This window comes from Fuerstiella marisgermanici, assembly GCF_001983935.1.
In the GTDB taxonomy this organism is placed as follows: domain Bacteria; phylum Planctomycetota; class Planctomycetia; order Planctomycetales; family Planctomycetaceae; genus Fuerstiella; species Fuerstiella marisgermanici.
In genome coordinates this window covers 838,770-856,491 of sequence record NZ_CP017641.1, presented here as the reverse complement: position 1 = coordinate 856,491, position 17,722 = coordinate 838,770, and the positions used below count along the sequence as shown (strand labels likewise).

11 protein-coding genes are annotated in these 17,722 nt (G+C 56.4%); 7 read left to right on the top strand and 4 right to left on the bottom strand.

Translation table 11 applies throughout. From position 1 onward, the window contains the following. Positions 1 to 102 precede the first annotated feature (102 nt). Together Fuma_RS03175 and Fuma_RS03170 are read right to left on the bottom strand one after the other, a co-directional pair. Positions 103 to 1,548, bottom strand: coding sequence for a DUF1501 domain-containing protein (locus tag Fuma_RS03175; RefSeq protein ID WP_229360838.1), 1,446 nt, complete (start codon positions 1,546 to 1,548; stop codon positions 103 to 105). Beyond that, the gene (locus Fuma_RS03170) at positions 1,545 to 4,661 is read right to left on the bottom strand and encodes a DUF1553 domain-containing protein (protein ID WP_077022858.1); all 3,117 of its coding nucleotides are present in this window, start codon (positions 4,659 to 4,661) and stop codon (positions 1,545 to 1,547) included. The genes Fuma_RS03175 and Fuma_RS03170 overlap by 4 nt, the downstream gene beginning before the upstream one ends. Positions 4,662 to 5,686: 1,025 nt before the next feature. On the opposite strand from Fuma_RS03170, the gene Fuma_RS03160 reads away from it, so the two are divergent. Together Fuma_RS03160 and purD are read left to right on the top strand one after the other, a co-directional pair. After that, positions 5,687 to 6,265, top strand: coding sequence for a DUF309 domain-containing protein (locus tag Fuma_RS03160; RefSeq protein WP_077022856.1), 579 nt, complete (start codon positions 5,687 to 5,689; stop codon positions 6,263 to 6,265). 110 nt (positions 6,266 to 6,375) lie between these two features. After that, complete coding sequence (purD, locus tag Fuma_RS03155; protein WP_077022855.1) at positions 6,376 to 7,644, top strand: phosphoribosylamine--glycine ligase; 1,269 nt, start codon at positions 6,376 to 6,378, stop codon at positions 7,642 to 7,644. Positions 7,645 to 7,816: 172 nt separating this feature from the next. Here purD and Fuma_RS03150 read toward each other — a convergent pair whose 3' ends face one another. Beyond that, positions 7,817 to 8,953 (bottom strand): hypothetical protein, encoded by a 1,137-nt coding sequence (locus Fuma_RS03150; protein ID WP_077022854.1) that lies wholly within the window; start codon positions 8,951 to 8,953, stop codon positions 7,817 to 7,819. 153 nt (positions 8,954 to 9,106) lie between these two features. Here Fuma_RS03150 and prfB point away from each other — a divergent pair. Both prfB and Fuma_RS03140 read left to right on the top strand, forming a co-directional pair. Further along, positions 9,107 to 10,217, top strand: a protein-coding gene (gene prfB / locus Fuma_RS03145; RefSeq protein ID WP_218922379.1) for a peptide chain release factor 2 whose coding sequence is annotated in 2 segments (ribosomal slippage) — positions 9,107 to 9,175 and positions 9,177 to 10,217 — 1,110 coding nt in all. Because the reading frame shifts where the segments join, the coding sequence is not laid out codon by codon here. Next, positions 10,214 to 11,527 carry a 3-keto-disaccharide hydrolase gene (locus Fuma_RS03140; RefSeq protein ID WP_083731768.1) on the top strand — a complete coding sequence of 438 codons (1,314 nt, stop codon included), beginning with the start codon at positions 10,214 to 10,216 and terminating at the stop codon, positions 11,525 to 11,527. Before prfB ends, Fuma_RS03140 begins: the two co-directional genes overlap by 4 nt. Before the next feature lie 52 nt (positions 11,528 to 11,579). Here the strand turns inward: Fuma_RS03140 and Fuma_RS03135 are convergent, their stop codons facing one another. Next, positions 11,580 to 13,166, bottom strand: a complete 1,587-nt coding sequence (locus tag Fuma_RS03135) for a sulfatase family protein (RefSeq protein ID WP_077022853.1) — start codon at positions 13,164 to 13,166, stop codon at positions 11,580 to 11,582. Between the two features lie 601 nt (positions 13,167 to 13,767). Here Fuma_RS03135 and Fuma_RS03125 point away from each other — a divergent pair. From Fuma_RS03125 to Fuma_RS03115, 3 genes are all read left to right on the top strand, one after another. Next, positions 13,768 to 14,673 carry a hypothetical protein gene (locus tag Fuma_RS03125; protein WP_077022851.1) on the top strand — a complete coding sequence of 302 codons (906 nt, stop codon included), beginning with the start codon at positions 13,768 to 13,770 and terminating at the stop codon, positions 14,671 to 14,673. A gap of 480 nt (positions 14,674 to 15,153) precedes the next feature. Then, on the top strand, positions 15,154 to 16,464 hold the full coding sequence (locus Fuma_RS03120; protein WP_077022850.1) for a Gfo/Idh/MocA family protein: 1,311 nt from the start codon (positions 15,154 to 15,156) through the stop codon (positions 16,462 to 16,464). A 24-nt stretch (positions 16,465 to 16,488) separates the two neighbouring features. Then, complete coding sequence (locus Fuma_RS03115; protein ID WP_077022849.1) at positions 16,489 to 17,715, top strand: amidohydrolase family protein; 1,227 nt, start codon at positions 16,489 to 16,491, stop codon at positions 17,713 to 17,715. Positions 17,716 to 17,722: the final 7 nt, after the last annotated feature.

Sequence of the window (17,722 nt, the reverse complement as noted above, 5' to 3'; positions counted from 1 at the left end):
TTGCAAACTTGCGTGTGGCTGTGGTTCAGCATCAAACTACCGAGCCACCCACGAAATCGGTGCGGTGTTGAGATACAACCGGCACCGTTCATCAGACTGTTTCTACGCGAGCACGTCTTCAATCACTTCGCCGTGCACGTCCGTCAGTCTGAAGCGGCGGCCCTGATAGCGGTAGGTTAGCTTTTTGTGGTCGATGCCCAGCAAATGCAGCAACGTCGCGTGTAGGTCGTGAACGGATACTGGGTTCGTTGCCACGTTGTAGCACCAGTCGTCAGTTTCGCCGTATGTTGTCCCGGGACGGATGCCGCCGCCTGCGAACCACATGGTGAAGCAGCGAGGATGATGATCACGGCCAAAGTTCTTCGATAAGTGGCCCTGACAATAATTTGTGCGGCCGAATTCACCGCCCCAAAACACCAGCGTGTCGTCCAGAAGGCCTCGATGTTTGAGATCCATCACCAACGCGGCCGATGCCTGATCGGTTTGTTTGCACTGATTGCTGATTCCGCCGGGCAGTCCGCCATGCTGGTCCCAGCCCGGATGGTACAACTGAATAAAACGCACTCCCTGTTCGCACAGTCGTCGAGCCAACAGACAGTTGGCGGCGAACGTTCCGGGCGTCTTCGCGTCGTCGCCATACATCTTGAAAATGTGGTCCGGCTCGGACGACACGTCGGTCACTTGAGGAATCGATGTCTGCATGCGAAACGCGAGTTCGTGTTGAGCGATCTCTGTTTCCAGGACCGGGTCCACTCGGTTGGCGGTTTGAGCTGTGTGCAGTTCGTTCAGCGCGTCCAGCATTCTTCGTTTGCTGCCGGAACTCAGGCCCGCCGGGTTGTTGACATACAGCACCGGTTCGTCGCCCGCTCGGAACCGAACGCCTTGATGACGTGACGGCAGAAAGCCGCTGCCCCACAGGCGAGACACCAGCGGCTGGCCGCCTTTATCCTTCGTGACCATCACAACAAACGAAGGCAGATTGTTATTCTCGGTGCCCAAACCGTAGTCCAGCCAGGCTCCCATGCTGGGCCGACCGGGAAACTGACTACCCGTTTGCATAAACGTCACGCCGGGGCCGTGGTTGATCGCCGGAGTGTGCATAGACTTCACAAAGCACAGATCGTCGGCGATCTCCGCAAGGTGAGGCAGCCGGTCACTGAACCATGCACCGCTGTCACCATGCTGCTCAAATTTGAAAGGCGACCCAACCAGCGGCAACGACGACTGATTGCCGCTCATCCCCGTTAGACGCTGCCCTTTCCTGACTTCTTCCGGAAGCTCTTCACCCTGCTTCTGATTCAGCAACGGCTTGTAATCGTACAGATCCATTTGTGACGGCCCGCCACTCTGGAATAAGTAGATGACTCGCTTGGCTTTCCGCGGCAACTGAACGTTGGTCGCCGTCTCCGACCCGCCAGCCTGCGACGTCAGCATATCTGCCAGCGCGATACCCCCCAGTCCCATGCCGAAGTTCTGCAGCACGTCGCGGCGCGACATGGAACGGCCATTGGCGAATCCGGTGCAAAGGTTTGTTGACAGATTATTCATCGTTTCATCATGCATTCGTCAAAGGCATACAGAGTATTGGCCACACTGGCCCACGCGGCCAGTCGAGCTTTGTCTATCGAAGTAGGTTTTGCGTCGCCGACGGACAGATATTTGTCCGCCTCTTCCGCGTTGTTGGCGAAATGAGCCTGTTGCGACTTCTGCAATTGCAGCAGGACGTCGCGTTCGTGATCTGACGGTTGACGACTCGTAAGGCGGCGGAACATGTCCGTCAAAATTGCATTATTGTCGTCATCGTGCTTCTGCATCAGCGTGTCTGCCAGTGCGCGGGCTGCTTCGACAAACTGAGGCCCGTTCATGACGACCAATGACTGCAGCGGCGACGCCGTGCGTTCTCGTTTGACTCGACAAACTTCACGCTTGTTCGCGTCCAGCGTCATCATCATCGGAGCGGGCGCGGTTCGTTTCCAGTACGTGTACAGGCTGCGGCGATACAAGCCAGCCCCTTTGTCGGGAGTCGAAGGCTTGAACGACGCTGCCAATTCGTACGGCCGCACTGGAGCGCCGCCGAGCTGATTCTTTAATAGTCCACTGGAGGCCAGAGCGTTGTCTCGCAGCATTTCCGCTGTCAGCCGATACACGGGTGCATGCGACAGCAACAGGTTTTCCGGATCCTTGCGGTGCTGCTCCGCGTCAACGTCGCTGCTTTGCTGGTACGTGGCTGACATCAACATCTGCTTCAACAGACGCTTTACGTCCCAACCGTGGCGACGAAAATCGTCCGCCAACCAATCCAAAAGCTCGGGATGCGTTGGCGCCATTCCCTGACTGCCGAAGTCTTCCGGAGTGCGGACCAGGCCGTTCCCAAAGCACGCCTGCCAAAAGCGGTTAACGGCAACTCGCGCAGTCAGCGGATGTTCGTCCGACGTGAGCCATCTTGCTAAGCCTAATCGATTCGGCGGCATGTTTTCTCTTCGCGGCGGCAACGCGGCAGGCACATCCGACGATACCGGGTCACCATGAGCATCGTAGGCGCCTCGAGTCAGCACGTATGCCTGTCGAGGTGTTGGCAATTCGTTCATTGCCATGATTTCCTGAACGCTGTCCTGCAGTTTGGCGAAAGCTTCGCGAGCCGATTGCAAATTATTGAGTCGTCCTTTGTAGACGGGGTCCGACACCGCCATGGCAAATCGCACAAGTTCGGGCTCCGCAGGAGTGGCCGAATCAACAGCTGCAGACAACGCTTCACTAGCTGCTTGACCGGTAAACAGATGCTGCACTTCCAGCGCCGTGAGTTCCCGGTCGAACACTTTGAAGTCGTCAACCTGCCCCTTCGCGAAGCCCTTATCGCGGAAGCGTTCGCCGATATTGATGTTATCGCCACCACCGCCTGTGATGTTTTTGTACAGCTTGTCTCGCACGACCTCCGTTTCGATGGCCTGCCCATTCACCCAAATTTCTAGCCCGGCCGCCTTGCTGGAACCATCGTACGTGATCGCAACATGAACCCATTCGTTAATCGGCAGCTCGTTCTTCGCGACAATTCGAATGGCGTTACCTGGCCAGAAGTGAATCAGTGCCGCGCTAAGTTTGCCATCTTCGATCAGCAATTCGTAACCGCGACTGGCCGCATCCGTCCACGCTCGTGAACGATGAAACACGACGCTGCGTTCAAACTTCTGAGGTACCTTCAACCACGTCGCGACAGTAAACGGCTGCCACCTGGCAAAATTGCCGACCTTCACATGCACGGCGTGATCGCCCGTCAACTTCACGGCTTTTCCGCGAGGAGAATCGACCAGCTTGTTGGCTCCGTAGTTGCCGGAATCAAAATCGAATGACGCGACTTGGCCCAATGATTCCAGACTCGGCGGTGACATCGCAACAGATTTAAGCAACTGACTTTGTACGTCCGGCTGTTGCAACTGTTCCCATCGCTGCTGCAAAGCTTGTTCGGCGGCCGCGACCTTGGAAGACGCATCGGCAAGCTGCTTGCTTTGATCGTCCGTCGGCAGCCGCAACGTTGGCGTCGGAACAGAACTGGTAAAGAACGAATACAACCCCGCTTCGTCGATGTTGTTGAAGAAGGAATACAGCTGAAAATATTCGCGCTGCGAGATCGGGTCGTACTTGTGGTCGTGGCAGCGAGCACATTCGAAAGTCAATCCCATGAACGCCGTCGCCACCGTTTGAGCTCGGTCGGCCACGTACTCGACTCGGAATTCCTCCGGCACACTGCCGCCTTCCACCTTTTGCGGATGCAGTCGGTTGAAGGTCGTGGCCAGTTTTTGTTCGCGAGTCGCATTGGGCAACATATCGCCCGCCAGTTGCTCTACGATAAACCGATCGTATGTCATGTTACTGTTGACGGCGTTGACCACCCAATCGCGCCACGGCCAGACAAAGCGATCGCGATCCACCTGATAGCCGTAGGTGTCGCTATACCGAGCGGCGTCGAGCCAGTCAGCCGTCATGCGTTCTCCAAAATTTTCGGACGCCAGCAAGCGATCAACAACGTGTTCGAAGGCACCTTCCGATTTGTCCGCCAAAAACTCGTCAATCTCTTCCACAGACGGCGGCAGCCCCGTCAAATCGAAGGTCGCTCGACGGATCAACCGTTCCTTCGACGCCATCGAATTTTGAGCAAACCCGGCGGCTTCCTGCTTTGCCACGATGAATCGGTCGATCGGGTTCCGGCACCATTCCGCGTTTTTGACGTCGGGCAGAGGCGGCGAAACGATCGGTTCGAACGCCCAATGCCCCTTCCACTCGGCTCCCTGCTTCACCCACTCCGTCAAAAGATCCTGTTCGCTTTTACTAAGCAAGAGCCCGGAATCGGCGGGAGGCATTTTCAGATCGGCGTCGTTCGTTGTGATGCGAGCGACTAGTTCGCTGGCTTCCGGCTTGCCCGGTACGACCGCAAACAGATCGCCGTCTGATTCCAGCGGAGCCTTGACGCCTTCTTCCGAATCCAGCCTCAGGCCAGCCTGACGGTTTTCAGCATCCGGCCCATGACACAGGAAGCAGCGGTCTGACAACAGCGGCTTAATTTGAGTCGCGAAGTCCACTTGAGCCTGAACGCGTTCACCAGGCAGCAACGCGACGCAGACGACAGCAAAAACGGCGAACGGACGGCAGCGAGGGAACTGAGGCATAGCGGCAATGCGATTGAAACACGGGTGGCTAAGTTCGCTGTATTGTATCGCACGTGAATGTAAAGTCAGGCCGCAGAGCCCTCAAAGCGGCCGACCGGTTATTCGGGATTCGAGCGCCGAGCACCACGTTTAGGCTGGGGTGTCAAGAATCTCGTGTTGGCAGGTGCACACCGTAGGGTTGTGGGATGTGCTTCATTTCTGCGTTGAGCCTGGAGGGCGGCAGCACGTAGCCTTGGGCGTAAGCCCAAGGTCACGGTCAAACAAAATTGAGGAAGCCCCGAAAGGGGTGACAGCGGTTTTCTGTAACTCCTTTCGCTGTCGCCCGTTTCGGGCTTTCTGAGCGCCACGGCACGAACCTCGGGCTAAAACCTTTTTGACACACCGTCTTTTGCCATGCGAGTGCGCGCGACAACCTGTTAGTGTGCAACACAACACCCGCATACGATTCATCACTGTTACAGCCTTTCCTCAGGCGTAAGTGGATCGGGCACATTTTCAAGGTCAAAAATTGCCCCTTCGCACCATTCTGCCATTTTCCCGCGGGCCAGTATTCCCAAGGACATGCACCATCTTTTGAACGTTCGGAATCTATGCGAAATCGAGCAATAAGTGCTGGCTGTCCTGAAAAATGCGTGTAAAGTCGCAATTAGTTCCCGAAAAGGCGCAAAACCTCAACGTGCGACCTGTCACCACCTTCCCACCCGCAGCACAGCATTGAAGACTCAAAACACGTCTTCCCATTCGCCGCATTCTTCCCCCAAAACACGATCTATCCCAAATTCTCCGATCAGGATTTCTGCGCTCAGCGTGTGATTTTTCAGTGATCTGGAGGGGATGCATTCAGTTTCCGGTGGTTTTTCGAATGGCAAAGACGAACGATGATGCGGAACCGAAGTGAAATGACGGATTGCCGAACAGGTTTGCACAACGATTGTGAACGGCGGGAGGCCGTATCTTTTGGGGAATCACAACGGACTGCGGTTTTGGCCGCAGCAGGCAATGAACTTTTTTAAGGCCCACAGAATATGCTCACGGCTGATGCGGAATGCCCACGACTACTTCCGTCCATCCCTGTTCCTGAATATGCTTTTTTTCCAGGATCCGGCTTACCTCACCCAATACGCGACCCCAAGGGCCATAGCTACGGCCGCAAACATGCTCCTGGCCAGGGCCCAAAGGCGTTAAGCCCCGAGAACTGGATTGACAACCGTAACTATCTGCTGGCTGTCGATTTCTTCAACCTCGGCTACTACTGGGAAGCTCACGAAGAATGGGAACGCCTGTGGCGCGTTTCCGGTGCGGACACGACCTCAGGCCGTTTTCTCAAAGGGCTGATCAAGCTGTCCGCAGCGGGCGTGAAAGTTCGCGAACGCAGCATCCACGGCGTTCGACGTCACGCAGCTTCGGCTGGCGAAATGTTTGCCGATGTTGCAGCTGAAGCCGATGCCGACAGCTACTGCGGTCTGGATTTCACCCGACTGCAGTTCGCGGCCGACCGAGCGGCTCAATTGGCTTACAAGAAAGAACACGCTCCTGGCCAGGCTGTGCGAGTGTTTCCGTTTCTGCTTCAGCCGGACATGTCGCCTCCTTCCACCAACCCGTAACCGAACGGCATTGCATTCTCAGAACGAGCAATGCACGTGACAGGTTCGAAAAACGCAAGAGCTCGCGGTATTCTCCGCGAGCTCTTTTTATGTCTTAAAGCGGAAACACGATGAAGATTCTGGTAGTCGGACAGGGCGGTCGCGAACACGCTCTGGTATGGAAACTGTCGCAGTGCGACGGCGTCGAAAAAGTTTATTGCGCTCCAGGTAACGCAGGCACGGCAGCAGACGGCGAAAACGTCAACATCGCCGCCGACGCCATCGGACAGCTGATGTCGTTTGCCAAGCACAACGACATTGGACTCACCGTTGTCGGCCCGGAAGTCCCATTGGTGGCGGGCATCGTAGACGAATTCAAATCTCACGGCTTGAATATCTTCGGCCCCTCCAAAGCCGCCGCTCGACTGGAAGGCAGTAAGTCGTTCTTCAAAGAAATCATGAAGAAGGCAGGCGTTCCAACGGCCGCGTACAAGACATTTACGCGGCAGGAAGAAGCCGACGCCTACATCGACGCTTTGGAGGATGGCCCGCTGGTCGTGAAAGCCGATGGGCTCGCAGCCGGCAAAGGCGTGAGCGTTTGCAGTAACTCAGCGGCAGCCAAAGCCGCCGTCAAAGGGATGCTGCGAGACGACAACTTCGGCGTGGCCGGCCGTAAAGTGGTGATTGAAGAATGTCTGGAAGGTCAGGAAGTCAGCATTCTGGCCATCGTCGATGGCGACACGATCATCCCGCTGGAAACGTCGCAGGATCACAAGCGAGCCCTCGACGGAGACCTCGGCCCAAACACCGGCGGCATGGGAGCGTACAGTCCGGCGACGTCCGTTACGGACGAAGTTATGGACGACATTATTCGCCGCATTCTGGTGCCGACTGTTCACACGATGAAGGTGGAAGGCTACCCGTTTTCTGGCGTGCTGTACGCCGGTTTGATGCTAACTGCCAACGGCCCGAAGGTTCTGGAATACAACGTCCGCTTCGGCGACCCGGAAGCTCAACCGGTGCTGATGCGTCTGAAGTCAGACCTGGCTCAAGTGCTGTCGCTGGCCGCGTCCGGACGCTTGTCTGAACTGGACGGTCTGGAATGGGACGACCGCGCAGCTGTGTGTGTCGTGATGGCGTCGGAAGGTTATCCCGAAAGTTATGCAAAGGGCAAAGTGATCGAAGGCATCAGTACGGCCGATGCGTTAAACGACACGAAAGTGTTTCATGCGGGAACCAAAAATAAAGAAATGCAGGTGCTGAGCGACGGTGGCCGCGTTCTGGGCGTGACCGCATTGGGAGCTTCCATCCCGGAAGCCAAAGAGGCAGCGTATCGAGCCGTCACGAAAATCACGTGGGACGGTGCCTGGTACCGAACCGACATTTCGGACAAGGCGTGAATAACTCGCCAGCAAAATGGGCACACGGTTTCATCGAGTGTGGTCGGGGTTGGAGCGAGGCACGAGTGCCCCCGGGGTTTCCTTGGCTTCGCTCAGTCCAACCCCGGCCACACGGCTCGCTCCCGATTCCACAAGAATCTTTTTCAGCCGCGCGGGAAACGATCCCGTTCAGTCAGCGGCCGGCGATTTTGAACGCCGCCCACACCGTTGCGGCCACCACGGCCGCTCCGAAAATTGGCCATATGAAAACGAGCCAAGGCGCTTGGTCGACAAACAGAAAGAAGATAGGGGCAAACAACGCAGCGGCCAAAAACATGCCCAGACAGCCGCTGCCGGCCAGCAACCCGAACTGTCGAAAGGGCAGCTCTGGATTCAGTGACGTCTCACCGGTCGCTGTCAGCTTCAAAGCCGAAGATGCCCCAACACCGTCGACCAGTTGTTTCACGATCGCCAGAACTTGATTCATGCGATCCGGAATATCCTGAGGGCGTATGAGTTTGTTGTGAATCCAAATCGCCATGTGGGATTCACAAAGTTCAACGGACCAGCCAGGCCCATTGACAAGTTCTCGAATCAATGGCAAGCCAATCGTATGTTCCAGTTTTCGCAGCAGGTCGTCAGAGTCAGGGCTGCTCTTCGTGGAGTTCGCTGTGGGCACCAGTGAACGCGCGACCATGTACTTTTTGTTGAAGGTCTCCAGCGCTTGTTGGTCATCGTCTGACAGAAATGCGTCGCCACTGCTAAATTCAATCCCGGAAAAGCCGAAGACTGTTCTCAGCATCAACGTCGACCTTGAATGCAGAATCTGCACCGACAGCCTCACGTGGTCCGGCAAGTCAATCAGGAAAACCGTCTGCTCATAGCGAGTCGTCGTGTCGTCACCGCCGGAGGTTGTGTGGCTGCGAGACCGACAGCATTTCACAAAATCGAAGACTCGAATTTCCGTTTCATCAGTCGTCCCGGCAATCAGGTTCCGACCGGATTCCCAGTCGTCGAACAGCTGCATCCGTCCGCTCAGCTTCAAGCCGTTGCGTCCGAGTTTCTCGCGAAAGCTGAAGCCCAGATAGCCGGCGACTGTCTCCATTCGCTGGCGACGCCTTGTCACGAACACGTCTGCAAGAATGAAAGACGCGATGGCAAGACCGCCAACGATTGCAGCACATGCGTACATGTTGTTGATCGGAAAGGGCTGGCGGTCCAGCAGTCCCACGCCCTTCTGCCGAACGGCACCATTCGCAAACCACCATCCGAACGCCGCCAATAGTGCGAGCGGGATCGCGTTCAAAACGTATTTCACGGATTTCGGCATCACATTCTCCGATGTTCTGCGGTTCCGACCCACAACCCCACACAATTCTGAAACCTGATGGTCCCACGTGTTGTAACTGACGCTACGCTCTGGTGAAATCCGCAGTGAATCTTCGATCCGAATCTAAATTCAGAAAGCGTGGAAGCAACGTTCATGGAAGCCGAACTGCGAGACAAGTGTGAGGAACTGATGCAGCGCATCGTTCACCTTCGAGGGTGTCTTTGACCTCGAGAGCAAACAAAAACAACTAGCCGAAGTCAGCGAGAAAATGAACGCGCCGGACTTCTGGGATTCACCAGAAGCGGCTCAGGCAACCGTTGCAGAAATGCAGCGACTCAGAAGCGTCGTTGGTCCTCTGGAAGATCTCGTTTCGTCCGGCGACGACCTTCAGGTCCTGATCGAATTCGCCGAAGAAGACCCGGCCAGCGAAGCCGAACTGCAGTCGACCGTCACGAAGCTTGAAAGCGACGTCGACAAAGTCGAACTGCAGGCCACCATGTCAGAACCTGAAGATGTGTGCGCCGCGTACGTGCAGGTGCAGGCGGGCGAAGGCGGAACGGATTCGGCCGACTGGGCTCAGATGCTGCTTCGCATGTATATCCGCTGGGCCGAACGTCACGGTTTTAAACTGGAAGAAATCGATATTTCAGAAGGTGAAGAAGCCGGCATTCGCAACGCCACGATTGCGATTCGAGGCGACTATGTGTTCGGCTATCTGAAGGGCGAAACCGGCAACCATCGTCTGATTCGCATCAGCCCGTTTGATTCGGCCGGTCGTCGTCACACAGCCTTTGCCGCCGTCGATATTAGTCCCGAACTGGACGATAACTTCGAGGTGGACATTAACTGGGATAGCGACGTTCGCGAAGACACCTATCGTGCGGGCGGAGCGGGCGGTCAGCACGTGAATAAGACCGATTCTGCCGTCCGGCTGACTCACGGACCAACCGGCGTGGTGGTGCAGTGTCAAAACGAACGCAGCCAGCATAAGAACCGAGCGACCGCGAGAAAGATGCTGCAGGCCAAGCTTTACCAAATGGAAATGGAAAAGCGGGACGAAGAACTGGCGGCGAAGCGAGGTGCGAAGTCGAAAATCGGCTTCGGCGGCGCGACCGTTCGCAACTATGTGCTGCACCCTGACCAGTATGTGAAAGACGCTCGAACAGCGACCAAGGTCGGCAATCCACAGCCGGTACTGGATGGCGACATTGACGTGTTTCTGGAATCGTTTTTACGCTGGACTCTAACTGAGAAGAATAAATGAGCTTCAGAATAAATTTGGCCTCCGTTCTGCTGTTTTGCGTTTGCCTGCCTGGTTGCGGCGATGGTGAGCAAGCCGTTCAGACGCCGTCCGGCACGACGGAAAATGCCGACGCACCAAAGTCAGACGCTGCAGACAGCACCGCCACGCAGCAGGACCAGGCCGAGGCAAAGCTTGTCTTCGTTAAGCCACAGCTGTCGGAAGAAGAATTTCGCGACGGCTGGATCAGTCTGTTCGACGGCACCACGCTGTTTGGCTGGGACGTTCCGACCGAATCGAACTGGCACGTCGAAGACGGATCGATCGTCGCGGACAGTGGCGATCGCAGTTTGCTGATGACGCCATTCGCATTCGACGACTTTGAATTCCGATGTGACTTCCACCTCGCTAAAGGTGGCAACAGCGGCGTCTTTCTACGATCAGCCGACGACGTCGCCGACGCGACCACCGACACTTACGAACTGAACATCTGCGACAGCCATGAAACTCACAAAACCGGCAGCTTCGTCGGTCGCCATGTGGCGAAGGATGTTCCCGAGGTCGAAGACGAATGGCACACGTTTCACGTTCGCTGCGAAGGGACCAACATCAAAGTGCAGCTTGATGACAAGCAGATCGTCGACTTCACGGACGCATCTGATCACGTGCGAACATCAGGTCGCATTGGTTTGCAGATGAATGCCGGACGCATCGCGTTCCGCAACGTGTTTCTTAAACCGCTAAACCTGAAAGACATCTTCAACGGAACAGATCTGACCGGTTTCCGAAAAGTGCCGGGCAGTAAGAGCGAATTCACGGTGGTTGCCGGCATGCTGCATGCCGAAGACGGTCCCGGGTTTCTGGAAACGGAAGCGACATTCGGCGACTTCATTCTACATGTCGAATCCAACATCGCTGACGAAAAAGCGATCGCCGACAAACGGCCCGCCAACAGCGGCGTGTTCTTTCGGACCATCGCGGGCACGGAAGAAGCACCGTCGCACGGCTACGAAATGCAGATTCAACACGACTTCAAAGATGGCGACCGAACTCAGCCACTGGACTTCGGCAGTGGAGCGATCTACCGTCGCCAGGCAGCTCGCTACATTGTGGCCAACAACAACGAATGGGTTGTCCAAACGCTGATCGCTCAGGGCAACCGCTTCGCCAGCTTTGTGAATGGCTATCAGGTGCTGGACTGGACGGACGACCGTCGACCCGACCCGAATCCGCGGAAGGGGCTGCGTCTGGAGGCAGGACATCTAAGCCTGCAGGGACATGACCCCACCACGGATCTCGACTTCCGAGCGATCAGGGTGCACGAATTAAAGTAGCCCGACCGATGCATTCCAGCGCCGATGCATCGATCGTGGCTCTGGCCCTGCGTCAGTTCACCGCACTCAGTTCAATCGCATCACTCACTTTTTTGTCGCCGAGTGCCTTCTGCCGGAATGGACCGTCGGCACTGCCTTTGGGCCATGTCGACGGTGATGCGTACTGACCGTCGTCTTTGAATTGTTTCTGCAGCCGAACAATCTCGGCCTTCAATTCCGCGAACTTCGCCACAATATCCGGCTGGCTGGCTTCCTGCTTTTCGAACAAAAGGTTGTGTTGTTCGGCCGGATCATTCACCAGATCGAACATTTCATACGCATCCTTGGTCCAATAGTAGATCAGCTTATGAGTCTTCGTGCGGACGCCATAGTGGGCTCGCGTATTGTGATGACCGGGATCGTGGTAATAGCGGTAATACACTGACTCGCGCCAATCAGCCGGAGATTCTCCTTTCAGCAGCGGAGCCAACGATCGGCCCTGCATGAATTCCGGAATCGGCAGTCCCGTCAGGTCAAGAAAGGTGGGCGCGAGATCGATGTTGGCCACAAACTGATCAGGCGTGCTGCTGGCGGTGATCCCCGGTCCGCTGGCGATCAAAGGAACTCGCAAACCCGGTTCGTACATGAAGCGTTTGTCGTACATTCCCATGTCGCCAAGGTACCAGCCGTTGTCCGCTGAGTAGATCACGATCGTGTTTTTTGCCAAATCGGCTTCGTCCAGAAAATCGAGCACTCGACCAACGCCATCATCAACGCCCTGCACACATGCCAGGTAGTCCCGCATGTAGTGTTGGTACTTCCATTTGGTCAGTTCATCCCCCGTCAGCACTTTGCCATCGACCGTGATTTCCGTTGGCTTCGTGCCCAGCCATTGGTTGCGTTCACGTCCTTTTAGTTCACTCGGCGGTTCAAACTTTAAGTCACGCCGGGTCAAATCGTGAGCCACCGTTTGTTCGTTTTCCGGCAGAGCGGCGGGCCGCGTCGCGTAGTCGTCCCACAGCGTGTCGGGTTCCGGGATAACTTTGTCTTTAAAACGAGCCTTGTTGCGATCGTCGGGTTCCCAGTTCCGATGAGGGGCTTTCTGATGCAGCATCAGAAAGAACGGCTTGTCGGCTGGCCGAGTCTTCAGAAACTCAATGCCGAGATCGGTCGTGACATCGGTACAGTGGCCTTCAATTCGCAGCCTGCCACCAGGCGTTAGAAACGAAGGATTCCGATAGGCGCCCTGACCAGGCAACACGCACCAGCGGTCAAAGCCAACGGGGTCAGAACCCAGATGCCATTTGCCAATCATCCCCGTGTGATAACCACCAGCCTGCAAATGTTTGGCAACCGTATCGCGCGACGGATCGAAGCGATTAAAAACGGGCACGCCGTTCAGATGAGAATACTGCCCCGTCAGCAGTGTGGCTCGACTGGGTGTGCAAATGGAATTCGTCACGAACGAATTCGTAAACCGAGCACCGGCCGACGCCAGCCGATCCAGATGCGGCGTTTGATTCACTTTCGACCCGTAAGCGGAAATCGCATGCTCCGCATGGTCGTCTGAGAAGATAAAGATAATGTTGGGCCGATCTGCAGCCGCACGACTGCTTGCGACTGCGAGCACCAACAGGAACGGGACGAGTCTATTTCTCATAGTTTGCAACTCAGAAAGTAAAAGGAACACACACCGAAGGCTGCGAACGCCTGGACAGGTTTCGCTGCCGCTCAGTCTAGCTCCACGCGAAAACATCTGCGACCAAGCAAAGCCGGTACAATCTTGGGAGCCGGTGCCGGCCGCGAAATTCAAGCCTGGAAGGGCAGGCTCCCGCCTGCCGCGATTCACAACAAGACAGGAAGTCAGGCAGGAGCCTGACCTACGTTGGCTGTCCGCACCTGCCCTTGTATCCGATTTCTGCTCGTAACCACGCAGCTTTGACGAGAGTGTGATCGGTGGCGAAAAACAGGCCCACAAAAGCGCGCACTCGCAGGCTTTTTCCCCACGGTTCGTTATCTCCCCGCAGTTGCCCTCGTCTCGTACTTGATTCCTGCAGCTCAATGGATGTACCATCAGTCTGCAAGACCTCCATTGTCGTACAGGGGACTTACGCCCATAGAACACACGCCATGCCTGGCGCACCAAAGTGATGCAGTGGAGTTGTGGGCCGCTGGTTTTCTGTCTTTGGTGATCACTTGCCGCAACCCGCTGATCACAGACGTTATGCCCGAATAGATGTTCCCCTCACGAATGAACGCAGATGTCAAGCGAGCTCGACAATCCGATCACGAATAACACTGCAACTTTCGCGTTCTCGTATAAGACCGTTTGGGATCACGTGAAAGGCATTTTCTCACGTCCGCTTCCACTGCTCACCTTTGCGTCTGCGTCATTCGGTGGACTATGGTCGATTTATGAAGCGTCCGTGAGTTCACTGGGGCTAGAGGCAAATCGCCCAGTCGCGTACACATGGATACTCGCGTTCGCGGCCATCTCATCTGTCGTTGCACGTCTCTGGGCATACGTGAACACAGTACCTGACGGTCTGGAAGACCTACTTCCGCATGCCCGTCGTCTTGCGCATCTCCAGCGGCCAAAATGGGAATTTCGATTCGCCAAGTCCGTTCTGGCCCACTTGGTCTCTCCGATAGATCGCGAATGGCAAGACATTCGTAACGACAACGTTTACGTCGTGGCATCACGGCCGCGCGACTTCCGGTCCTATTTTCAATGGCTGGCCGGACGGCCGGAAAACTGCTTCAGAATGCTGCGGGTGGCAAAGAAGACGATGCTGTTCGAGTTTCCGCAGGCGTTGACTTCCACGGAGGAGACGCCAGCAGATCCCAAACGCATCCTCGATCGGACTCAAACGATAGTCGACCTTTATCGGGAATCAGTCGCGTTCGAAAAGACATCGCTAGCGATCATCCCACCTGACGAAATGGAGACCGTCCACGAACTCCAAATAGGCTGGGCAGAGCCAATTCGCGATGCCGTGCATCAGCTATTTGAGTTGCTTCAGGCTGTATGTGACGCAGATCCAAAGACTGACTCAAACCTCGCGTTTACAATCACGTTTGACGGAACACCGAATGTCGATGACTACTGCGCTGAATTGGACCGTGTCGAATCCCTCTTGCCACAAATAATGGAGAATGAATGGTAGGGGCATAAATCGGGTAAGGATCACCGTTTCCAGCGACCCTCCCCACACCACCTGACATGCGGGACCGCATCAGGCGGTTCGACGAAGTGGAGCCAGTTCGTTCCAGAGATGTTTCAGGCTCAGGAGACCCTGTTCCGCGAGCACCGCGTTCGTAAAGCCGACACCACTGGCGATGGTCTCGGCCATGTTCCAGTAGCTCTTGCGACTTTTCGCATGACGAATCGCCTGACGACGGGGAACTCCTAAACGCACGAGCTGTCGACTGCTGGTGCGAGCATGTCGCCATCACTTCGGGACGCGGGCAGTTGTCGCTGGCTGCGAGTCACGGAAACAGCGCTACGATCTTCGCCGTTGGTTTTCTTCCAGTGACCGGAGCGTCCCGGCAGCGTGAGCGATCGCCGCTCCTTGATGCGGCGTGGTGGCGGTGCTATTCTGACGGGCTGATGTCCCGCCAAATCCTGCCTATCGGAGAAAAACCTCATGCTCGATCGCCGCACGTTTCTGAAAACCGCCGCTGTCGCTTCCGTCGCTGCTCCTGCCATTGTTCGTGGCCAAAACCTGAATTCAAAACTGCAACTTGTCGGCATCGGCTGTGAAGGCAAGGGTTGGTCAGACATCAACGCGATGGCGAGTCACGATCAAACAGCGTTTGTCGGGTTCTGCGATGTGGACCTGTCGCGGACAGAAAAAGTCCGCAAGCTGAATCCCGATGCACCGGTCAAGCAGGATTTCCGCGAACTGCTGGAAGATCTCGGCGACAAAGTCGATGCGGCCACCGTGTCTACGCCGGACCATATGCACGCGTTTATTGGCCTGGACGTCATGCGACGTGGCAAGCACATCTACTGCCAGAAGCCGTTGACTCATAACGTGTGGGAAGCTCGGCAGATGGCGAAACAGGCAAAGAAGTCTGACGTGATCACTCGTTTAGGCAACCAGATTCATTCGCACGAATTTTATCGTACCGCCGTCCATGCAATTCAGGGCGGAAGCATCGGCAAAGTGAATCGAGTCCACAGTTGGTGCGCAGCCACCGGACACGGGAAGTCGTTTCACATTAGCCGCCCCAAGGCTCCCGAAGCCAAGCCGGAAACGCTGGCATGGAACCTATGGCTGGGCGTCGCTCCGGAACGACCATACGGCGGTTGGAACGTTTACCACCCATGGGGCTGGCGCGACTGGCAGGACTTTGGTAACGGAGCGTTGGGTGACTTCGGCTGCCACATCCTCGATCCGGTCTTCACGGCTCTGAAGATCGACAAAGCGCCGATGGACTTTAAGGCTGATCATACAGGAATGAACGACGAAGTCTGGCCAGCTCAGACAACCGTCGACTACACCTTCCCAGGCACGGAATTCACCGCGGGCGAGCAGCTTCAAATCACCTGGTACGATGGCGGACGCCTGCCTGCGACTCGAGGTTCCCACTTGCCTGCCGGCGAAGGCCTGCCGCGCAGTGGATCGTTGTTCATCGGCGAAAAAGGGAGCCTGGTACTGCCGCACGTGGGTGCTCCGAAGGTTTATCCCGACGCAAAAATTGAAAAGGTGGAAGGCAAGGACCACTATCATGGCTGGGTGGATGGTTGCTTAAGTGCCGAACAGCCGAGCGACGGATTCGCATACGGCGGACCGTTGACCGAAGCTGTGTTGCTGGGGAACATCGCGGCGCGGTACCGCGGGACAAAGCTGACCTGGGATCCGGAAGCGATGAAGATCACCAACCACGAAGACGCCAATCAATGGCTGCGACGTGATTACCGTGACGGCTGGAATATCGAAGCGGTTTCCTGAGACCAGGCCTCCGAATAAGACCTCATGGCGTCACACACCGAAATTCTGCGCTGCGGCTGGCTGATGAATCCCGGCCAGCCGCCGCAGCAGAATATGCGACTGTCCATTGTCGACGGCATTGTTCAGGAAATCCGCCCGCTGCCGCTCGACGAACAGCGCCTTGCGGCCCAGGTTGTCGTGATGCCGGTGCTGGTGAACGCTCATACGCATCTGGAATTTTCCCGATGCGCTCAGCCATTGCCCCCGCCGAATCCTTTCACCGAGTGGATTCGCAGCGTCATCGATTACCGAACCAGCCGCGCGGCGGAAGTCGCGGACGACGTGAAGGCGGGCGTGGCAGAATCAGTGACCGCTGGCGTCGGAGTGCTCGGCGAAATCACAACGTCTGCTGATGGCCGGGCCGCATTCGAGATGGCTTGCCGTGATACCGGATGCAGCGGCGTGAGCTTTCGTGAGGTGATTGGGTGGAGCGCTGAACGCATCGCCGAACAGCTCGCGGTTGCCACGGAGCACGTCGCAGCCGATGGCCAACTTAACGACGCGTCAATCGTTCGGGGGCTGAGTCCTCATGCTCCGTACAGCGTGCATCCGAACCTGTTTGACAGCATGGTAGAAATGGCGATTGATCACCGAGTTCCACTAGCCTTGCACCTGGCCGAAACAACCGCCGAACTGCAGTTACTCGATCAACAAACCGGCCCGTTCGCCGACTTCCTGAAGTCGCTGGAGCTGTGGGACGACGTCGCGATTCCGCCCGGCACTACTCCGCTGGCCTATCTGGAAAAGCTGGCAAAGGTGCCTCACGCGCTGGCGATTCACGGCAACTATTTTGGCGATCGAGAGATCGAATTTCTGGGACGGCACCCGAACATCGCGGTCGTCTATTGCCCGCGGACGCACGCATGGTTTCAGCATCCAGCGCACCCGTGGAAAAAGCTGCGCGCGGCCGGCGCGACTGTCGTGCTGGGAACCGACGGACGTTCGTCGAATCCGGATTTGTCCGTCTGGAAAGAACTGCAGACGGTGGCTCGGCAAACAACCGAGCCCGTGTGGGACTTGCTGCCGATGATCACCACAACCGCTGCGGCGGCACTTGGACTATCGCCAGATGACCATACCATCCGCGAGGGCACGCCGTTTCGAGCCGCCATGCTAAACTGCGTTGCCGAATCAGAAGCTCAACTGAACACGCGGCTGAGTGACACTGCCACGAATCGGTTTCAGGTCTGTAATATGACACAGCATGGCTGAACGCCAT